The sequence below is a fragment of the Bacillus sp. FSL K6-0073 genome, assembly GCF_038006085.1.
GTDB classification, from domain to species: Bacteria; Bacillota; Bacilli; order Bacillales; family Bacillaceae_G; genus Bacillus_A; species Bacillus_A cereus.
Genome location: NZ_JBBOUN010000001.1, coordinates 4,459,083 through 4,479,235 on the forward strand (window position 1 = coordinate 4,459,083; position 20,153 = coordinate 4,479,235).

Sequence of the window (20,153 nt, forward strand, 5' to 3'; positions counted from 1 at the left end):
AATAATAAAAGGTTAGTGCTATCGTCAACACTAACCGATTAATTCTTCAACTGATGAAGTTGTTCGTTTTTCAGTAAAATATGCATAGAGCAATTCATTTTCATCCAATGTGTAATGCTCTTTATATTTTCCACGGACGATAATAGAATGCTTATATCCTCTACGAAATTTTGTGAAGATCGTATATAAACGATCTTCCGTTTGCACTTCAATAGGTGCAATCTTTTCGATTCCTCTTTTGTTTCCATAATAACGTTCTAATAAAAAACGCATAAATGCATACCGTCTTTGTTTCCACTCTTGATATAATGACACTGCTAAAAATATGAGTAGTACCCACATCATAATATTGTTACTATTCCAGAGTAACTGCCATCCTAATATTACACCAAAAAAAACACATGACAATTGCATCATCTTTTCATGTGCTTGTAAATAAGGGAAACGATATGATAATACATTAAACAATACTTTCCCGCCATCTAACGGCCAAATAGGGAGTAAATTAAATGCTAAAATAATTATATTATTCCACATAAAGAAATAATATAAATCTGTATTCAGCCAACCGGCTTCGAACAACATATAACCTACCAGCATCATCCAAACATGTTGAATCGGTCCTGCAATTACGACAACAAGTTCCTCTTTCAATGACTTATTACCATGTTCCTCAAGCTCGGCAACGCCACCAAACGGCAAAAGCTGAATTCTTTTTATACGCCAATTATAGTGTGCTGCTGCAAAAGCATGCCCAAGTTCATGAATAAGAACAATACAAAATAACAGTAGTAACTCTTTAAAACGCGCAGTAAAAATACCAATGACAATAATAACCCAAAATAATGGATGCACGGAAATTTTCGTTAAAACGTCCCTATATTTAATCAAATGATATCACCTGGATCGGATCAATAAATTTTTCATTCTTTTTTATCGCGAAATAAAACTTTCCATTTTTATCATTTGTATCATTACTCACCGTTCCAATTTTTTGTTTCTTTGAAACGTAATCATATAATTTCACTGACATATCGTTTAAGTTTGCATACCATGACTCCGTACCATCTGCATGTTGAATTTGAACTGTATTTCCAAGTTCCTCTTTCTTGCCTGCAAAAACAACTAACCCTTCATTTACTGACTCCACTTTTGCATTTGTAGCTGTTTGGACAAATACACCTTGGCCATTTTTTTGAAACCCTTGCATTACCTTTCCAGAAGCAGGAATTGCATAATCTTTTTGCTGAATACTTCCTTCTTTTTTCTCGTTCGGCGAATAGAATACGAGCGGTTTTCCAAATTGCTTTTCGTACCATTTCACTACAGTAGCAAACTGAAATTCCTCTTTCATCACTTTTTCTGTAACAGCTTTAGCTCCATTGAATGAAGAAGGAGCATTCTTATATAAAATAGCAACCGAAAGAACTAATATTGCTGATAATAAAACTTTGAAGAAAAAGACTTCCTTTCGAAATAAAGGATGCATTTCCTTTTCTCCATCTTCAATAAATACTGCTTCACTATCAAAATTCCCTCCGTTAAAATACTGCTCTTCCTCCATCCTTTCTTGCTCGGCCTTCCTTTTTGCAATCCGCTTTTTAATTTCTTCTACGCGTCTATTCTTCATACTGTCTCCTTTCTTTCGTTAAGCTAATTTCATTAGAAACAGTTGTATACAGTTTGTACATATGTATGAGCTAAGAAAGAAAGATATTCGTGTGAAGAAAAAAGAAAGCACTTCGCATATGTGCGAAGTGCTCTTAACGGATTCCAAAGAAGTTTTTCACCTTTGCAAATACCGATACCTTTTCTTGTTCAAATGCTTGTAATGGTACATTCTCACCTAACAAGCGTCTTGCAATATTACGATAAGCCAACGCTGCTTTTCCGCTTGGTTGCAACGCCACAGGTTCACCTGTATTTGTAGCTCGAATAACTTCATCGTCATCCTCGACAACACCAAGAAGCTCGATTGACAATGTACGTACAATTTCATCAACATCTAACATATCCTGTTCATGAAGCATATGACTACGTACACGATTAATAACAAGTTTCGGTGGTTCAATATCCTCTTTTTCTAAAAGCCCAATAATACGATCCGCATCGCGCATTGAGGATACTTCTGGAGTCGTAACAACGATTGCTTTATCCGCACCAGCTACCGCATTTTTAAATCCCTGCTCAATCCCCGCAGGACAATCGATTAATATGTAATCATAATCTTGACGTAATACTTGTATTAATTCATCCATTTGTTCAGGTGTTACCGCTGATTTATCACTCGTTTGTGCTGCAGGTAATAAATAAAGATCATCAAAACGTTTGTCTTTAATAAGAGCCTGAGGTAAACGGCAACGCCCTTCAACGACATCAACAAGATCAAATACAATACGATTTTCCAGCCCCATTACTACGTCTAAATTTCGAAGACCGATATCTGTGTCAATTAAGCACACTTTCTTTCCAGATAACGCTAGGGCCGTACCAATGTTCGCAGATGTAGTAGTTTTACCTACTCCGCCTTTTCCAGATGTAATTACTATTGCCTCTCCCACAGCTATACAATTCCCCTTTCTAACTTTGTTAAATTAGGTCTAAGATGAGTGAGAAGTTGCAGGCGATCGACAACAATGTGATTGTTCTCATTAATATACGCACATTCTGCCGCCTCCGCTCCGTCTTCTTTCTCTTCCGGAGCCCGCATTGCCACATCACTAATTCGAAGTTGCATCGGGTTCATAACAGATGCAGCGATTACAGCATCCGAATCCCCATAATACCCAGCATGTGCAATTCCTCTTAATGATCCTACGACAAAAATATTCCCCCCAGCGATAACCGTTCCGCCTGGATTAACATCTCCAATTAACAACAAATTTCCTTTTACATGTAAAACTTGTCCAGAGCGAACAATTTTGGAAATAGGGACAATTTCTGTTTCTTCTTTCCAAGCTATTGCTTCTGCTTTAGTGATAACATCACTTTCAATTGAATCCACAACAAGATTCTTTTTATTACGAATTAACGTACGAATCTCTTCTTGTTGGACTTCTGTTAAATAACGATTTCCTACTTTCACATGCACTTCAATTAAAGAACGTCCATCACCATCGTAGTAATGTGTAGAAAGTTTTTCATCTAATTCCACCAATAATTCTGAGAATGAACAACAATCATCTAAATGAAGCGTTATCCCATCTTTTGTCCCTTTTATCGTTACATTTTGTTGCTTTTTTTCTTCCACTAAAGTTCACCCCACCGATTCAATTCGACATAAAATTAGAAAATCCTTTTTTCTTTTTCTTCCATCGCTTTTGAAAGACGCACTATATATCGTCTCAGTGGGAAACAAACTATCAATAAGAAAATAGCATTTAACAATAAAGTAGAAAGGAGACGATCTGTGAAAAAGACATACGCTGGCATATGAGTACGTCCTAATAAAGTTAAGAATCCATACACATAATACTCTAGTGCTACAACACTAGCTAATATGATAGAAACAACAATAAATAAATTCAATTGTAGTACTTTCATCACACTATATACTAAATAAGCTAAAATCGGATAAGCAAAAATATATATCCCGACAAGTTCTGTGTATACGGTATCAAATAAGAAGCCAAATAATAGTCCGTAATAAATCCCTTGGACCGGACTATAATACACTGTAATAAAACATAAGACGATTATAAAGAAATGCGGTGCTGCTATGCTGTCTTTCCAAAACACATCCGTTGGAACAACAGTAGCAAACATATTTTCAAATAGAAACACAAAAAGGAGCAAAAGAGGAAGAGCTGCTCTTTTTAATATCTTCATCATCTCTTCTTCTCCTCCTATTCTAATGGCGCTGAAGGTGTTGCACGTTTAGCAACCGTAATATGCTCTACGTCATTTAAATCAGCGGCAGGTTTTACATAAGCTGTTTTTGTTAAGCCATATGCATCCGGCTGAACTTCAACGATTTTTCCAATTACAAGACCTTTCGGGAAAATATCACCCAGTCCAGATGTTACAACTAGTTGATCTTTATCTACCGGTGCATCAGAGCCAATCTTTGTGAAAAGAAGTAATTGCTTTTCTTTGTCATAACCTTCAATCAATCCAAAGATTTTCTCTTGCCCTTGTACAATAGCAGAAACGCGATTTGTTCGGCTCATAGAACTTAGTAATTCTACTGATGATGTAAACTGAGATACACTTTTCACTCTTCCAACTAACCCTTGTGAAGTTACTACAGCCATATCTTTTTTAATTCCTTGCTGTGCCCCTTTATCAATTCCAATTAAATCGTACCATTTATCTGGATTACGAGAAACAACAGTAGCTGGAATTTCAGTATACCCGCTATTTAACTCTTTTTTACCCGTTAGCTCTTGTAGCTTCTTGTTATCATCTTCTAATTGTTTTACTTTCCCTGATAGACCTGCATAATTATCTAATTTTGCTTTTAATTCTTTATTCTCTTCATACGTGCGCTTTACATCCTCTACATTTTCGAAGAATCCAGCTACGTATTTCGCTGGCTTTTGGAATACACGTTCTACAACACCGACAGTATCTTTAACAAACTGCTCTGGCCATGTTAAACTGTTCCGTTCTTTCAATGAGATTCCAATCAATGCCACGAGAAGAATAATACTAACCAACAAAACAATTAATCTTTTGTTTAAGAAAAACTGTGGCACGTTCACACCCTCTTAATTTCACTGATTTTTATTTTGCAATATTATCGAGCAGCAGTTTTGAAAAGATCGATATTGTCTAATGCTTTACCTGTTCCAATTGCTACGCAATCTAATGGATCTTCTGCAACAAGAACTGGCATTTTCGTTTCTTCACTAATTACTTTATCTAAATTACGTAGTAATGCCCCGCCACCTGTTAATACGATACCGCGGTCCATAATATCAGCCGCTAATTCAGGTGGAGTTTTTTCTAACGTATTTTTAACTGATTCTACAATCGCATCTACTGTATCTTTTAATGCATCTGCAATTTCTTCTGGCTGAATTAGTACTGTTTTTGGTAAACCACTTACTAAATCACGACCGCGAATTTCCATAGGCTCGATACCTTCTGGCTCGCCTGCAGAACCAATTTCTAATTTTAATGCTTCAGCTGTTCTTTCACCGATCATTAAGTTATAGCTTTTCTTAATGTACTGAATGATTGAATCGTCCATATCATCACCAGCAACACGGACTGACTGGCTTGTTACAATACCACCTAGAGAAATAATTGCAACTTCTGTTGTACCACCACCGATATCAACAACCATACTACCAGTTGGTTCCCAAACAGGTAAGTTTGCACCAATTGCTGCTGCAAATGGCTCTTCGATAGGATAAGCATCACGAGCACCCGCTTGACGAGTCGCATCGATTACTGCACGTCTTTCTACAGCTGTAATACCAGATGGTACACATACCATTACATACGGCTTACGTGAGAAGAAACCGTTTGATTTTTGAGCTTGTTGAATGTAATATTTCATCATTGTTGCAGTTGTTTCGTAATCAGCAATTACACCGTCTTTCATCGGGCGAAGTGCCACAACGTTCCCTGGTGTACGACCAATCATTTGTTTTGCGTCGCTACCTACAGCAACGATTTGTTTCGTATCAGTTTGTAACGCCACTACTGAAGGTTCACGTAAAACTACACCTTTTCCTTTTACATATACAAGCGTGTTCGCAGTTCCTAAGTCTATTCCAAGATCGCGAGTAAATCCACCAAATCCAAACATATTATTTATCTTCCTTTCTTGTTTTCACGGACTCATTTTTTCTTAATTTATATTATAAAAACAGTACGTTTTTTATATCTTTATCCTTTTTGTAGATAAATTTCTACAAAAAACTCATAAATCACATTATAAAACAAAATAAGTAAAAAGCATAGTCTTAAATATGACCTTTTTCCTTTAAACTCACGAATTTATGGTCACCTATTATAATATGATCAAGCACTTCAATTCCGATAATCTGGCCGCATTCTACTAAGCGTTTGGTTACTTCAATATCTTCACGGCTCGGCGTGGGATCTCCTGAGGGATGGTTATGAAGACATATGATAGAGGCTGCTGCACGACGGAAGGCTTCTTTAAAAACTTCCCTCGGGTGTACAATTGACGTGTTTAAACTTCCAATAAAGATCGTTTGCCTATGTATAACTTGATTTTTTGTATTTAAATATAAACAAACAAAATGCTCTTGTTGTAAAAAACGCATTTCTTCCATCATGTATTTCGCACAATCTTCTGGACTTCGAATACTATATCTATTTTGATATTCTAAACGTACCATTCTTCTGCCTAGTTCAAAGGCTGCCATAAGTTGCGATGCCTTTGAAATCCCAATACCATGTATACTAATTAGCTCTTCTAATGTTGCATCTTTCAACATACGTAAGCCATCAAATTGGTGTAAAATTTTATCTGACAACTTTAAAACTGTTTCTTCTTTAGAACCTGTTCTGAGTAACACTGCGAGAAGCTCTCGATTTGATAAACTTCCAGCACCTTCTAACAATAAACGCTCCCGTGGCTGTTCTTCTCTTACAACATCACGAATACCGTTCATCTCTCCACCCCTTTATTTGTTCTCTCAAAGAAAACCCCATGCAATTTTACGCATGGGTTACATCAATATCAAATTGTTTTAATTCCCGAACGAGACGTGCAATTGGTAAGCCAACTACACTATAGTAGTCCCCTTGAATATTTTGAACGAAAATAGATCCTTTACCTTGAATCCCATAACTACCGGCTTTATCAAGAGGTTCTTTCGACGCGACGTATGTATCAATTTCCTCTTCTGTTAACTCCCAAAATGTAACTTCTGTACGCTCATAAAAAGTAACCGTTTTTTCTTTTGCTATAATCGCAACACCTGTATACACTTCATGTGTTTTCCCTGATAGTAATTGTAACATCTCTTTCGCCTCATCCTCATTAGAAGGCTTACCAAGAATACGCGACTCATATGTAACAATTGTATCTGCACCTAACACAATGTAATCACTATTATTTTCTGCCACCGCTGATGCTTTTTGCAAGGCAAGCGACATTACAATATCAGAAGGCGATGAATATGCACCAATTGTTTCCTCTACTTCACTTACAACGATTTCAAATGGCACACTAGCTAACTCAAGTAATTCCTTCCTCCGAGGTGATCCTGAAGCTAAAATTATTTTTCTCATATTTTCTCCTTCCTTTCTCACATGAAGCAGAACAATTTATATTAATCGTATCAAAGGAATAGTTTGCCCACAAATGAAAGAAATATTAATTTCTCTAACTAAAATAAAACTTCTTTATTGCATACGATTATATTCCCGTCATAGAGAAAGCACTTTGCTCTAAATTCAAAAGAAAAGAAAGAAGTACATGTACTTCTTTCTTACTCATTTTATTATCCTATCATTTCACTTTCTACGAAACAATTTTTTCATACGAGAGTAAACCATCAATAATAACTTGATTTAATTTCGCCAAAGATTCCTTATCCACCTTCCCATCTTTTACTGTTTGTACAGCTACCGACGTATACATATACAGTTTCTTTGCTTCTTCTCGTTTCATACTTTCCCCTTCTTTTTCAACCTTTTTCCATTCTTTTTCAATTGCTTCTATATCTTTTGGGCTGCTTTTTCCACCAACTTGTACGCTAGAAGCATATTTTGCTAAATGAGTGTATAATGGCTGCACTTTTGTTAAAAATGTCCCTACTTCTTTATCATCTTTCAGCAATGCTTTATCTGTTATATCCCAGCTCTTTTTTAAAACGGAGACACCATCATTTTTATACTTAGTCATTAATTGATTTATAGACTGTTCATCGCTAGCAATACCAACAACTATTGCATACTTATCACCGCTCGGTCTCAAAGCACCAATGCCCCCATTGCCTTTCCATTCTTCAAGAGCTGCCTGTCCCTTTTCTTCAGAAGAATAAAGCCCCCCTTGAACAAAAAATAATTTCATCGGATCCAATGACGTTCCTGTCTGTGCTTTTTGTTTTTCTTCTTTCGGTGCTGGTGTTTGTTCTGCCGTTCCACCCACCTTTGATTCTCCATTTCCAGTCGGCCTTGAAGCTGTCACTTCACTTCCTCCTGTCGTTCCTTGTCCAGTAAGTAAATGAAGCATCCCCATTCCAAACGCCGTACCGATAATGATTGCAGTTGCAACGATTACAATTAATGTATTACTCCACTTCTTTCGGTATTTTTCCACAGACATTGATTTCGCTTTTTGAAACGGAACAACATTTTTCGGTCGTTCACTTTCTACTACCATCCATTCAAATTCATCTTTCTTTTTTTCCTCATACTTCGCTTCTGTTCCATTCACTTTCACTGAGATCGTTCGTGATTGCTTGTCCATACACTCACACCTCACCTCTTATCGTTGTCCGCATCATATCATATTCATTTCATAAAAAAACGAGATATTTGTCAGAGGAATTCGCCAAATAACCCTATATATTTATCTTATATGTATGCATTTGACTTCATTTGTAGAACAAAAAAACTAGATAGCAAAGACTATCTAGTTTTTCTCGCGAATATATTTTCGTACTTCAGAAATGAAATAAAGAGAACCTGTTATGATAAAAGCATCATTTTCTGCTATCTTTTCAACTTTTGTATCAATTGCCTCTTTCCAATTTTCAAAAACTAATTTTGATTCTTTCTGTGAATATGATGCAAGCTTGTCAGCAGAAATAGCACGATCAAAGGCGAATGTTGTAAAAATAATTTCATCTGCAATGGTTTCTAATTGGCCTACCATGTTATGTAATTGTTTATCACCAAGGGCAGTAAATAACACTATTACATTTTTATCTTTGTAATGTGCTTCTACTGTTTTCACAAGGCTTTCGATACCTTCTGGATTATGAGCACCATCTATAATAATATCCGGGTTACTTTGCAGCTTTTCAAAGCGCCCAATCCAATATGCTTCCCGTAATCCCGTTCTTATCTCATCTTCCTCAATTAAAAATGATAAATATGTTTTCACATACATTACTGCCATAAGTGCTAGCGCTGCATTTCCTACTTGATGAATGCCTTTCATTGAGATTTGCAAATCTTCAAATGCGGAAAAAGGACAAGTAAAATCAAACTGTTCCCCATCTTCGTTAGACTGTTTATGTAACGCTGTAAAATGCTTGCCAAGTTCGTATAAGTTTGCATGGTTTTCCTTTGCAACATTTTGAATGACTTGCAAAGCTTCTTCATCTTGTACACCAGTAATTACGGGCACGCCAGACTTAATAATCCCCGCCTTTTCATATGCAATTTCCCCTAGTGTATTTCCTAAAATATGCATATGATCGTGACCTATATTTGTAATAATCGTGAGAACAGGGTGTATAACATTGGTAGAATCAAAACGTCCACCAAGCCCTGTTTCAAATAAAACAACATCACAGAAATTGAATTTTCCGAAATAGCAAATCGCCATAACAGTAATAATTTCAAACTCTGTCGCTTCCCCTAAATCCGTTTCATCTAGTTTTTCCACGACTGGTTTTACCATCTTTACAAGTTCAGTAATCTCTTCGTCTGCAATTGGTGTTCCATTCACACTAATGCGTTCATTAAATGATTCGATGTAAGGAGAGGTAAACGTTCCTACCTTATATTTCGCGCCTTCTAACATGTAACGCATATATGTTAACGTTGAACCTTTTCCATTTGTACCAGCAAGATGAACACATTTTATATGACGCTCTGGATTTCCAAGTTCTTCTAACATCCATCTCATTCTTTCTAATCCTGGCTTAATTCCAAATTTCAATCGGCTATGGATCCACCCTATCGCTTCTTCGTATGTATGTATCACGTATGTTTTTCCCCTTTCAAAAGACAACTTTCATAGTTCTATTATACGCAAAGAAAAGAGACTCACCAATATAGTGAGTCTCTAAAAACATTTTTACTTTTCAAGATCTGCTAGACGTTGACGAACTGCTTCGCGTTTTTCTAGGTAATCTTGCTCTTTCGCACGCTCTCCTTCAATAACCGCTGCAGGAGCTTTCGCTACGAAACCTTGGTTAGAAAGTTTCTTCTGTACACGTTCTACTTCTTTATCGAACTTCTCAAGTTCTTTCTCAAGACGAGCTCTCTCTTCATCAAGATTGATAAGATCAGCTAACGGTAAGAATAACTCTGCACCTGATACGATTGCAGTCATTGCTTTTTCTGGCGCTTGTAAGTCCGTTTGAATTGTTAATTCGCTTGGGTTACAGAAACGCTCAATGTAAGAGCTGTTTTTCGTAAGTTGAGCAAGTACAGCCTCATCTTTTGCTTTAATTTGCATTTGAACTTTTTTGCTCATTGGCGTATTTACTTCTGCACGGATGTTACGAACAGAGCGAATGATATCAACTAGAAGGTGCATTTCTGCCGCAGCTTCCGTATCTTGTAAATCTTCGCGAACTGTTGGCCACGCAGCTACTGTAATAGACTCGCCTTCATGCGGTAAATGTTGCCAAATTTTCTCTGTTACGAATGGCATGAATGGGTGTAATAGACGCATTGTTTGATCTAATACGTAAGCTAAAATAGAACGAGTTGTTTTCTTAGCTGCTTCATCTTCACCGTATAGTGGAAGTTTCGCCATTTCAATATACCAATCACAGAAATCGTCCCAAATGAAGTTGTATAATGAACGACCAGCTTCACCGAACTCATATTTATCCATGTTACGTGTTACGCTTTCGATTGTTTCGTTTAAGCGAGTTAAGATCCACTTATCTGCTACTGATTTTTCACCAGTTAAATCGATTTCTTCATACTTCATATCATCCATGTTCATTAATACGAAACGTGATGCGTTCCAAATTTTATTAATGAAGTTCCAAGTAGATTCTACTTTTTCCATGCTGAAACGTAAATCTTGACCTGGTGCACTTCCTGTTGATAAGAAGAAACGCATTGCATCTGCACCGTACTTCTCGATAACATCCATTGGATCAATACCGTTACCAAGAGATTTACTCATTTTACGACCTTGCTCATCACGAACTAAACCGTGAATTAATACATCTTTAAATGGACGCTCTCCTGTAAACTCTAAACCTTGGAAAATCATACGAGATACCCAGAAGAAGATGATATCATAACCCGTTACTAGTGCATCTGTTGAATAGTAACGTTTGAAGTCTGCTGAATCTTCATTTGGCCAACCAAGTGTTGAAAATGGCCATAACGCTGAACTGAACCATGTATCAAGTACGTCATTATCTTGATTCCAGTTTTCAATATCTGCTGGTGCTTCTGTACCTACGTATACTTCACCAGTTTCTTTATGGTACCAAGCTGGAATACGGTGTCCCCACCATAATTGACGAGAAATACACCAGTCATGAATATTTTCCATCCAGCGTAAATATGTGTTTTCAAAACGCTCTGGTACGAACGTTACTTTTTCTTCTTCTTTTTGTTGAAGCGCTACTGCTTTTTCAGCAAGTGGAGCCATTTTTACGAACCATTGTGTTGATAAATAAGGCTCAACAACTGCACCGCTACGCTCACTATGACCTACTGAATGCATATGTGGCTCGATTTCTACTAATACGCCAGCTTCTTGTAAGTCTTTCACTAATTCTTTACGGCATTCGAAACGATCCATACCGTTATACTTACCAGCTTTTTCGTTCATTGTTCCATCTTCGTTCATTACTAAAATGCGTGGTAAGTCATGACGGTTACCTACTTCAAAGTCATTCGGGTCATGAGCTGGTGTAATTTTTACAACGCCCGTTCCGAAATCTTTTTCTACGTACTCATCAGCAATAATCGGAATCTCACGGCCTACGATTGGAAGTGTAACTGTTTTTCCGATTAAATGTTTGTAACGATCGTCTTCGGGATGAACTGCTACTGCTGTATCACCCAGCATCGTTTCTGGACGAGTTGTCGCAAGACGAATGTGACCAGAACCATCTGTTAACGGATAGTTCATATGGTAGAATGCACCTTGAACTTCTTTATGAATTACTTCAATATCAGAAAGAGCTGTGCGTGTTGCTGGATCCCAGTTGATGATATATTCACCACGGTAAATTAAGCCTTTTTCGTATAATTGAACGAATACTTTATTAACCGCATCTGATAAACCTTTGTCTAATGTGAAGCGTTCACGAGAATAGTCTAGTCCTAAACCAACTTTTCCCCATTGTTGACGAATGTGAGAAGCGTATTCTTCTTTCCACTCCCAAGCTTTTTCAAGGAATTTTTCACGGCCAAGATCGTAACGTGAAATACCTTCTTCACGAAGTTTTCCTTCTACTTTTGCTTGTGTTGCAATACCAGCATGGTCCATTCCTGGAAGCCATAGCACATCGTATCCTTGCATACGCTTCGTACGAGTTAAAATGTCTTGAAGAGTTGTATCCCAAGCATGACCTAAGTGTAACTTACCAGTTACGTTCGGAGGTGGAATTACAATTGTATATGGTTGTTTCTTCTCGTCTCCTGTTGCTTCAAAATATTTGCCTTCAAGCCACCATTGATAAAGGCCTTCTTCAACGGACATATGATCATATTTAGTTGGTAAATTCTTTTCCGTGTTTGACATTATTTTCCCTCCTTAAAATAAAAAATGTCCCTCATCCAAAAAGGACGAGGGACATCGCGGTACCACCTTTATTTACAAACAAATTCATAATTTGCTTATACTCTTAATTTGATAACGGACAAATCCGTCTTTTCCTAATAAGAACTATTCCGTTCAGAAAAGATGCTCCAGGGCTACCTTCTAACATAACTATCTAGAGAATCTCCCAGCTAATGATTCTCCTCTCTGAAGACGTTTCATGTTATACTCTTCCCCTTCAAGGCATTTATATGATTGTTAATTATTATATACAATAGTGTAAAAAACGAAACCTTATTCGTCAAGACAAATTTAAAACTACAGCTTTTCGTGCCAAAAAAAGAAGATAAGTAGAATCCTCTACTTATCTTCTTTCCCCCGCTATTTGCGGGCAGTAAGACCTCCACCTTAAAACTCAGCTGAAGCAAAGAAGTTAGATGGGAGCCCTGGTGCCCGTAAACGCCCAATTGGTGAAGGCTAATCATCAGCGGGGAATGCCTTTACTTTATCCGTTCCCTTGCTGGGCAGCTTGTAATTGTGACAGGAAATATTCTATATTGCTAACGAGCCAATGCGATTGTTGCAAACTCTTTACTCCGCGCAGTTCATTTTCCTCGTTGCGATTATCTCTTCTTTTCTTATAGGACTGGATTTGCCGAATAAATTGCGATGGATACGTCATATACGCAAACATAAGTAGTTGCTCTTCTTTCGTAAAAGGGAAATTTTTTTGATACATTTGAAACCATTCAAACCGATCACTTCTTGCGATTGGATATGTGTTTAAAGACCGTGAATAAAAACCTACTATATCTTGCACAGGCGTTGCAAACTTCGATTTTTCTAAACTAATAAAATAGCCATTCCGCTCATAGTCAAATAAAAAATGATTAAGTGACACATTACCATGCACAAAAGTAATACGCGTTTTCTCTTTTTCTTTCATCGCATCGTTCCACTCATTTAATTGCTTCGTTGCAAATTCACGCGCTCTCATTACATGATGATAGTACGTACAATATTGCAATTCAAACGGGGACATATACCATTTTGATTCAGATTCTACGAGAAACTCTTCTAACATCTCACCATCATTTTCCCAACGATCGGATATACTTGTATAATGTTTTTCTAAATCTTCTTCCGTATACATTTCTTCCTTCACAGTTTTTTGATGCAACGTTCCAAGTGTCTGAAACATTTTATGGTATTGATCATTGTCCTCACCGTTTCCTTCTGCACGTTCTAACCAAGGCATTAAATAATAATTATACGTCCCGTCACTTAAAATATAACTTCCATCCGTCGCATGATATATAGGTACATAATTTGAAAAACCTTTCTCCTTCAAATATTGAATATGATGCAGAAAGTTATTCCGCTCTAACTTTCTGCCTTCTATTTTCTTGAGTGCATATGGACCTTGATTCGTATAAATTTTCATTACATTTCCGTGCTCTTCCATATGCTGCGTATCCAATCTATATTGCCTCACGATAGGTTCATAGTGATTTCGCAACTCAATATCCATACGAATAACCCTTTCTATTCAAAACATAGCCTCTAAGAAAGGAAGTGAGTGAAAACACTCACTTCCTTATTTCGTCTTTACCCTTGAAACGGGAATATAAATAATTTGCCCCGTATTTAAAAATATATCTTCTGTTTGATTAACACGGTATAAATTTTGTACAGACGTTTCATAACGGTCTGCAATAGATTCAATTGTATCTCCTTCTTGCACGAAATACATTCTTAACTTTGTAAATTCTTCTTCCGGTTCTTTCGTAAATAGTTTTGTTAAATAAAGCGCATTTTCATCTCGCTGTGAGTACTCTTCTTCTTGTTCTTCCTGCTTTTTCGCTTTTTCTTTCTTGAAATCTTTTCGTCCGAACAGTTCAAATTGCGGCGTTGTTTCTTGCTCCTCTTCACGTTCCACAAATTCATGTTCTTCTATTTTCTCTTCTTCTAATTCCTGCTCTTTTCTTTCCTCTAATTGGAACGGTTCAAATGCGTAATCTTCCCACTCATCTGATTCCTTATATGCCGGTTCTTCTACATGCGGCGCCGGTCTATTTTCATCCTCTTGCGCTGAATCTTCTTCTAACTCAGCATACACCGTTTCTTCCTCTTCAACTTCATCCTCGCCTCTCTCTTCATCACACAAACCGGTAATAGATATATCCGCTAATAATTGTAAGCAACCATTTTCCTTTAATTCATAATCAAATTCCTCGATTGATACATATAGCTCTTCAATTACTTTCACTCGATTTCTCGGAATTGATATTTCAAGTGGAAAGGAATGAACAAGTTCATTAACCCCATCTTCTCTTGTTTCTACATAATCAATTGACTTTGCTGGCGATAGTTCTCTTAATGAATACGTGGAATCATCTTTTCGTGCAACATACTCTCCCGTTAAATCTAATTGTCCTCTCACGATTACTTCATGATCAAGCTCTTCTATCTCAACGTCTGGATCTAACGAAATTGACAAAAGTTCTTCGACTTCCTGTCCTTTTTGGAACCACACAGATTCTTTTAATGAAAATCGTAATGAATGATCTGCAGCCACTTCTTTTCCCCCTCCCAAACTATATGTCATTACAGATTTATGTGCGGAAAGCTTACTTTATGAATAAAAAAAATCGCTCCCCTTATGGAGAGCGATTTTCTCTAATACATTACGCTTTTAATTTTGACATTGCAATTTCAGCTGCTGCAATCGTCGCTTCAATATCTGCATCACTATGTGCTGTCGATAAGAATAAACCTTCGAATTGAGATGGTGGTAAGAATACACCTTGTTCTACCATTTCACGATAGTAAGCCGCAAAGAATTCTAAGTTTGAAGATTTTGCTGCATCGTAATTAATAACGGGTTCATCTGTAAAGAAAATACCAATCATAGAGCCTGCACGGTTAATATGGTGCGGAATGCCATGTTTTTCAGCTGCTTTACGTAATCCAGCTTCTAACATTTCAGCTTTACGCTCAAATTCTACATATGATTCTGGCGTTAACTGTACTAACGTTTCATAACCTGCCGCCATTGCAAGTGGGTTACCTGATAAAGTACCAGCTTGGTAAATTGGTCCGCTTGGCGCAACTTGGCGCATAATTTCCGCTTTACCACCGTATGCTCCTACTGGTAAACCACCACCGATTACTTTACCTAAGCATGTTAAATCAGGCGTTACGCCATAATAACCTTGGCCACAATTATAAGCTACTCGGAACCCTGTCATTACTTCATCAAAAATAAGCAATGCACCGTTTTGTTCTGTTACTTCACGAAGACCTTCTAAAAATCCAGGCTGCGGAGGAACAACCCCCATATTTCCTGCTACTGGTTCTACAATTACACAAGCAATATCATCACCGAATTGTTCAAACGCGTATTTTACGCTTTCTAAATCGTTATAAGCTACTGTAATCGTATTTTTCGCTACACCTTCTGGTACACCAGGACTATCTGGTAAACCTAAAGTCGCCACACCAGAACCAGCTTTAATTAATAACGAATCACCATGACCGTGGTAACAACCGATAAATTTCAAGATTTTATTACGACCTGTATAACCACGAGCTAAACGTAGTGCACTCATTGTTGCTTCCGTTCCAGAGTTAACCATACGCACAATCTCAATTGATGGCACGCGCTCAATAACAAGTTTTGCTAATTTATTTTCAATTTCTGTTGGTGCACCGAAGCTTGTACCTCTTTCAGCAACAGATTTTAACGCTTCTACAACACGATCATTTGCATGACCATGAATTAAAGGACCCCATGATAATACGTAGTCGATGTATTCATTCCCATCGATATCATATACTTTAGAGCCTTTTCCACGCTCCATAAACAACGGATTCATCCCAACAGACTTAAAGGCACGAACCGGGCTATTTACGCCGCCAGGCATTAAGTCTTGCGCCTCTTCAAACGCTGCAATTGACTTATCAAACTTTTTCATTATTTAGCGCCTCCTTCTTGTAACCATCTTGCTGCATCTTTTGCATGATACGTAATAATTAAATCTGCTCCTGCACGTTTCATACTAATTAATTTTTCAAGAACAACTTCTTTTTCATTAATCCAACCATTTTGCGCTGCCGCTTTAATCATCGAATATTCACCACTTACATTATAAGCGACAACTGGTAAATTAAAGTTGTTTTTCACATCACGAACGATATCTAAGTAAGAAAGAGCTGGTTTTACGATTAAGAAATCTGCACCTTCCATTACATCTGATTCTGCTTCACGGAATGCTTCCATACGGTTTGCCGGATCCATTTGATATGTTTTACGGTCACCAAATTGCGGTGCACCGTGCGCAGCATCACGGAATGGTCCATAAAATGCTGATGAATATTTCACAGCGTACGACATAACTGGCACGTGTCCAAAACCATTTTCGTCTAATGCATGGCGAATTGCTGTTACAAAGCCGTCCATCATGTTTGATGGCGCAATAATGTCCGCTCCTGCTTTCGCTTGACTTACAGCTGTTTTCGCAAGAACTGCAAGAGACTCGTCATTTAAAATAATACCATCTTCAATTACACCGCAATGACCATGGCTTGTAAATTGACATAAACATGTGTCTGCAACTACTACTAGCTCAGGGAAATCACCTTTAATTTGCTGAATAGCACGTTGTACAATTCCATGATCACAATATGCTGATGATCCAACTTCATCCTTTTCAGCAGGTAAACCAAATACAATAACAGAACGAATACCTAAATCAACAACTTCTTGCATTTCAGCTTGCAATAAATCTAAAGACATTTGATATACGCCTGGCATAGAAGGAACTTCATTACGAACATTTTCACCTTCTAATACAAAAATAGGGTAAATAAAATCTTCCGTATGTAAAAACGTTTCACGCACAAGCGCACGCATGCCCCCGCTTTGTCTTAAACGACGATGACGATTAAATTGTAAAGAGTTCATAGATTTCTATCCCCATTCTTTCATTTTATAGATTCACAAACATATTGTAGTAATGCTTCTACAGTGTACTCTTTCGGCACAATAACAGACGGAAAATAAAGACTTGCCTCTTTTTCCGTAATAGGTCCTATACAAGCAATTGTACATTTTTTTGTCCATTCTCTCCAGTTTGTACCCTCAAGTAAACGAACAAAACTAGTAACAGTTGAAGGGCTCGTAAATGTAATAATGTCTACTTTCCCTAACTTCAATGCCGCTATAAGCTCTTGCTTTTTTTCTATATTCACTTTCGTACCGTATACGGTTAGCTCATCTAGAGAAACACCAATTTCCCGAAGTGCAACCGGAATTACCTCTCTTGCTAAATTCCCTTTCGGAAATAAAATACGTTCATTTCCACTTAATTCTTTTAGAAACTCTTCTGCAAATGCTTCTGCAACAAATGAAGTCGGAACAAAATGAACTTGATAGCCCCTTTTTTCTAACTCTAATTTTGTTTTCACACCTACCGCAGCGATTTTAATGGTTAGTGGTAGTTTCTTTTTTAAACTATCTAGAAAAAAAGCTACACCATTTCTGCTCGTAAAAATAACCCAGTCGTATGAATGTAGCTGCTCTTCAATATGTTGAATTTGCCTATGAGACATACCTTCCATACGCAAAAGCGGAATTTCCAATGGAATTCCGCTCTTTTCTTTCACTGCTACACTCATTTGTTTCGCTTGATGCTGGGCACGTGTAATCAATACCGTTTTTCCAGCGAGAGCGTTCATATTTATTGTTGCTCCTTATTTGCAGCAAGAATGAGTTCTTTGGCGCCTTGCTTAATTAAACGGTCCGCGGCCTCTAATCCTACTTCCTCAGGATCAGTACCCACTACTGTCTCTTTTAATAAAACAGAGCCATCCATAGAGCCGACAAGAGCTGTTAATTCGATTGCATCGTTTTCTGTAAGGGTTGCATATCCAGCGATTGGAACTTGGCATCCACCTTCAAGTTTATGAAGAAATACTCGCTCCGCCGCCACTGTTCTTTCTGTTATCGCATCATTAATATGCGCTAACAACTGCAATAAATCCTTATCATCCTCACGACACTCAATCGCTAATGCACCTTGTCCTACAGCAGGTACACATAACGTTTCATCTAAATGTTCTGTAATAACTTCATCATCCCAGCCCATTCTTTGTAATCCAGCTGTCGCTAAAATAATCGCATCGTAATCTTCTTCTTTTAATTTACGTAAACGTGTATCGATATTCCCGCGAATCCACTTCACTTGTAAATCTGGTCTCGCAGCGAGTAGCTGTGCACTACGTCTTAAACTACTCGTACCTAAAATAGCACCTTCCGCTAACTCTTTAAACGATGCTCCATTTTTTGAGATAAAAGCATCACGAGGGTCAACACGCTTTGGTGTACAGCCAATCATTAAACCTTCTGGAAGTACGGCTGGCATATCTTTCATACTATGTACAGCCATATCGATTTCTTTCGTAAGTAGCGCGTGTTCAATCTCTTTTACAAACAAGCCTTTGCCGCCTACTTTTGAAAGAGTAACATCTAAAATAACATCACCTTTTGTGACAATTTCTTTCACTTCAAATTCATATGGTAGACCTAGGGCTTTTAACTGATCAATAAACCAGTTTGTTTGCGTTAATGCTAGTTTACTCTTTCGTGATCCTACAATAATTTTGCGCATAATTCTCTCTCCTCATTATAAATACCAAAAGTGGAAATTGGATAAACTGCTTAATAGAAAAATGTTTACTAGCATTACGAGAAACGATCCGATATTCCACTGTACAATTTTCTTACCTTGCAACACATCTGCCGCTCGTAAATATAAACCTGTGCAATACACAAATAGAACGACAAAAGATCCGATTACTTTCGTATCATACCAATGGAAATTGTCCAATTTTGTATATCCCCATATACATCCCAATAAAATTGCTAGTAAGAAAAATGGAACAGAAAATAAATTTAATCCGTAAGACATAGATTCTAGCTTCGGTAAATTCCCTAATCTTCTTAATCTCGCATTCCATTTTTTCTTTTTTAATAGGCGATATTGTAATAAGTACATAATAGAAAAAATGAACGATACAGTAAACGTTGCGTAAGAAATAATTGCCATACCGACATGCACGTATACAAGTTCTGAAACTAATTGTTCCGCAAGTACTGGCGACATCTTTCCGAGCGGTGTAAAAATAGAAAAAGCGCTTACGCCAAATGCAACAACATTTGTAAAAAAGACTAAAAAGTCAATTCTCATAAATCGATTAATGACTAACGACATCGTAATCAATAACCAAACATAAAAATATATCCCTGATAATAAAGTTAAAATAGGATTCGTTTCTGAATCTGTAGCCCTAAGTAACATAAAAATAGACTGCAGGACCCATACAATCGAAAGTAACCAAAAAGCAAATCGGTTCGCCTTTCGGTTACTTTGGAAATAATCTATAAAATATAAACTAATGCTACAAGCATATAAAATAATTGCAATATGATAAATAATACTGTTATTTAAAAAACTCATCCGATCATCCT

Annotated in this window: 19 protein-coding genes and 1 other annotated feature; all 19 genes read right to left on the bottom strand. The window is 37.3% G+C overall.

Annotated features, from left to right (window positions below; translation table 11 throughout):
* Nucleotides 1–30: 30 nt before the first annotated feature.
* Nucleotides 31–891, bottom strand: coding sequence for a stage IV sporulation intramembrane metalloprotease SpoIVFB (gene spoIVFB, locus MHB52_RS23035; protein ID WP_000599054.1), 861 nt, complete (start codon nucleotides 889–891; stop codon nucleotides 31–33).
* Nucleotides 884–1,630, bottom strand: a complete 747-nt coding sequence (spoIVFA, locus tag MHB52_RS23040) for a stage IV sporulation protein SpoIVFA (RefSeq protein WP_061664900.1) — start codon at nucleotides 1,628–1,630, stop codon at nucleotides 884–886. Before spoIVFA ends, spoIVFB begins: the two co-directional genes overlap by 8 nt.
* 133 nt (nucleotides 1,631–1,763) lie before the next feature.
* The gene (gene minD, locus MHB52_RS23045) at nucleotides 1,764–2,561 is read right to left on the bottom strand and encodes a septum site-determining protein MinD (RefSeq protein ID WP_000503309.1); all 798 of its coding nucleotides are present in this window, start codon (nucleotides 2,559–2,561) and stop codon (nucleotides 1,764–1,766) included.
* A 2-nt stretch (nucleotides 2,562–2,563) separates the two neighbouring features.
* The gene (gene minC / locus MHB52_RS23050; RefSeq protein WP_000391525.1) at nucleotides 2,564–3,250 is read right to left on the bottom strand and encodes a septum site-determining protein MinC; all 687 of its coding nucleotides are present in this window, start codon (nucleotides 3,248–3,250) and stop codon (nucleotides 2,564–2,566) included.
* 35 nt (nucleotides 3,251–3,285) lie between these two features.
* On the bottom strand, nucleotides 3,286–3,831 hold the full coding sequence (gene mreD, locus MHB52_RS23055) for a rod shape-determining protein MreD (protein ID WP_000975766.1): 546 nt from the start codon (nucleotides 3,829–3,831) through the stop codon (nucleotides 3,286–3,288).
* 14 nt (nucleotides 3,832–3,845) lie between these two features.
* Entirely contained in the window at nucleotides 3,846–4,697 is an 852-nt protein-coding gene (gene mreC, locus MHB52_RS23060; RefSeq protein WP_001135486.1) for a rod shape-determining protein MreC, read from the bottom strand.
* Between the two features lie 41 nt (nucleotides 4,698–4,738).
* Nucleotides 4,739–5,758: a cell shape-determining protein MreB gene (mreB, locus tag MHB52_RS23065; protein WP_000466736.1), complete on the bottom strand. Its 1,020-nt coding sequence runs from the start codon at nucleotides 5,756–5,758 to the stop codon at nucleotides 4,739–4,741.
* A gap of 157 nt (nucleotides 5,759–5,915) precedes the next feature.
* On the bottom strand, nucleotides 5,916–6,593 hold the full coding sequence (radC, locus tag MHB52_RS23070; RefSeq protein ID WP_001013391.1) for a DNA repair protein RadC: 678 nt from the start codon (nucleotides 6,591–6,593) through the stop codon (nucleotides 5,916–5,918).
* 46 nt (nucleotides 6,594–6,639) lie between these two features.
* Entirely contained in the window at nucleotides 6,640–7,215 is a 576-nt protein-coding gene (locus tag MHB52_RS23075) for a Maf family protein (RefSeq protein WP_001226294.1), read from the bottom strand.
* Nucleotides 7,216–7,447: 232 nt separating this feature from the next.
* Nucleotides 7,448–8,398 (bottom strand): hypothetical protein, encoded by a 951-nt coding sequence (locus MHB52_RS23080; RefSeq protein ID WP_000361012.1) that lies wholly within the window; start codon nucleotides 8,396–8,398, stop codon nucleotides 7,448–7,450.
* Nucleotides 8,399–8,563: 165 nt separating this feature from the next.
* Nucleotides 8,564–9,865, bottom strand: coding sequence for a bifunctional folylpolyglutamate synthase/dihydrofolate synthase (locus tag MHB52_RS23085; protein ID WP_061664901.1), 1,302 nt, complete (start codon nucleotides 9,863–9,865; stop codon nucleotides 8,564–8,566).
* Nucleotides 9,866–9,958: 93 nt separating this feature from the next.
* Nucleotides 9,959–12,604 carry a valine--tRNA ligase gene (locus MHB52_RS23090; RefSeq protein WP_000072250.1) on the bottom strand — a complete coding sequence of 882 codons (2,646 nt, stop codon included), beginning with the start codon at nucleotides 12,602–12,604 and terminating at the stop codon, nucleotides 9,959–9,961.
* A gap of 37 nt (nucleotides 12,605–12,641) precedes the next feature.
* Nucleotides 12,642–12,873: a binding site (T-box leader), on the bottom strand.
* Nucleotides 12,874–13,127: 254 nt separating this feature from the next.
* Nucleotides 13,128–14,153 (bottom strand): spore coat protein YsxE, encoded by a 1,026-nt coding sequence (gene ysxE / locus MHB52_RS23095; RefSeq protein ID WP_000350655.1) that lies wholly within the window; start codon nucleotides 14,151–14,153, stop codon nucleotides 13,128–13,130.
* A gap of 66 nt (nucleotides 14,154–14,219) precedes the next feature.
* Entirely contained in the window at nucleotides 14,220–15,230 is a 1,011-nt protein-coding gene (gene spoVID / locus MHB52_RS23100) for a stage VI sporulation protein D (protein ID WP_115735440.1), read from the bottom strand.
* A 79-nt stretch (nucleotides 15,231–15,309) separates the two neighbouring features.
* On the bottom strand, nucleotides 15,310–16,599 hold the full coding sequence (hemL, locus tag MHB52_RS23105; RefSeq protein ID WP_000712943.1) for a glutamate-1-semialdehyde 2,1-aminomutase: 1,290 nt from the start codon (nucleotides 16,597–16,599) through the stop codon (nucleotides 15,310–15,312).
* Complete coding sequence (gene hemB / locus MHB52_RS23110; RefSeq protein ID WP_001087065.1) at nucleotides 16,599–17,588, bottom strand: porphobilinogen synthase; 990 nt, start codon at nucleotides 17,586–17,588, stop codon at nucleotides 16,599–16,601. Before hemB ends, hemL begins: the two co-directional genes overlap by 1 nt.
* A 20-nt stretch (nucleotides 17,589–17,608) precedes the next feature.
* A complete protein-coding gene (hemD, locus tag MHB52_RS23115; RefSeq protein ID WP_000992349.1) occupies nucleotides 17,609–18,361 on the bottom strand; it encodes a uroporphyrinogen-III synthase in 753 nt (250 codons plus the stop codon).
* Nucleotides 18,362–18,363: 2 nt separating this feature from the next.
* The gene (gene hemC / locus MHB52_RS23120; RefSeq protein WP_001226399.1) at nucleotides 18,364–19,293 is read right to left on the bottom strand and encodes a hydroxymethylbilane synthase; all 930 of its coding nucleotides are present in this window, start codon (nucleotides 19,291–19,293) and stop codon (nucleotides 18,364–18,366) included.
* Between the two features lie 15 nt (nucleotides 19,294–19,308).
* Nucleotides 19,309–20,142, bottom strand: coding sequence for a cytochrome c biogenesis protein (locus MHB52_RS23125; RefSeq protein ID WP_000008999.1), 834 nt, complete (start codon nucleotides 20,140–20,142; stop codon nucleotides 19,309–19,311).
* Nucleotides 20,143–20,153 lie beyond the last annotated feature (11 nt).

What these genes read in the sequence shown, in the direction of transcription:
- spoIVFA (WP_061664900.1), bottom strand. Translation starts at nt 1,630, where the DNA reads ATGAAGAATAGACGCGTAGAAGAAATTAAAAAGCGGATTGCAAAAAGG.
- mreD (WP_000975766.1), bottom strand. Translation starts at nt 3,831, where the DNA reads ATGATGAAGATATTAAAAAGAGCAGCTCTTCCTCTTTTGCTCCTTTTT.
- mreB (WP_000466736.1), bottom strand. Translation starts at nt 5,758, where the DNA reads ATGTTTGGATTTGGTGGATTTACTCGCGATCTTGGAATAGACTTAGGA.
- radC (WP_001013391.1), bottom strand. Translation starts at nt 6,593, where the DNA reads ATGAACGGTATTCGTGATGTTGTAAGAGAAGAACAGCCACGGGAGCGT.
- MHB52_RS23075 (WP_001226294.1), bottom strand. Translation starts at nt 7,215, where the DNA reads ATGAGAAAAATAATTTTAGCTTCAGGATCACCTCGGAGGAAGGAATTA.
- MHB52_RS23080 (WP_000361012.1), bottom strand. Translation starts at nt 8,398, where the DNA reads ATGGACAAGCAATCACGAACGATCTCAGTGAAAGTGAATGGAACAGAA.
- MHB52_RS23090 (WP_000072250.1), bottom strand. Translation starts at nt 12,604, where the DNA reads ATGTCAAACACGGAAAAGAATTTACCAACTAAATATGATCATATGTCC.
- ysxE (WP_000350655.1), bottom strand. Translation starts at nt 14,153, where the DNA reads ATGGATATTGAGTTGCGAAATCACTATGAACCTATCGTGAGGCAATAT.
- spoVID (WP_115735440.1), bottom strand. Translation starts at nt 15,230, where the DNA reads ATGACATATAGTTTGGGAGGGGGAAAAGAAGTGGCTGCAGATCATTCA.
- hemL (WP_000712943.1), bottom strand. Translation starts at nt 16,599, where the DNA reads ATGAAAAAGTTTGATAAGTCAATTGCAGCGTTTGAAGAGGCGCAAGAC.
- hemB (WP_001087065.1), bottom strand. Translation starts at nt 17,588, where the DNA reads ATGAACTCTTTACAATTTAATCGTCATCGTCGTTTAAGACAAAGCGGG.
- hemD (WP_000992349.1), bottom strand. Translation starts at nt 18,361, where the DNA reads ATGAACGCTCTCGCTGGAAAAACGGTATTGATTACACGTGCCCAGCAT.
- hemC (WP_001226399.1), bottom strand. Translation starts at nt 19,293, where the DNA reads ATGCGCAAAATTATTGTAGGATCACGAAAGAGTAAACTAGCATTAACG.
- MHB52_RS23125 (WP_000008999.1), bottom strand. Translation starts at nt 20,142, where the DNA reads ATGAGTTTTTTAAATAACAGTATTATTTATCATATTGCAATTATTTTA.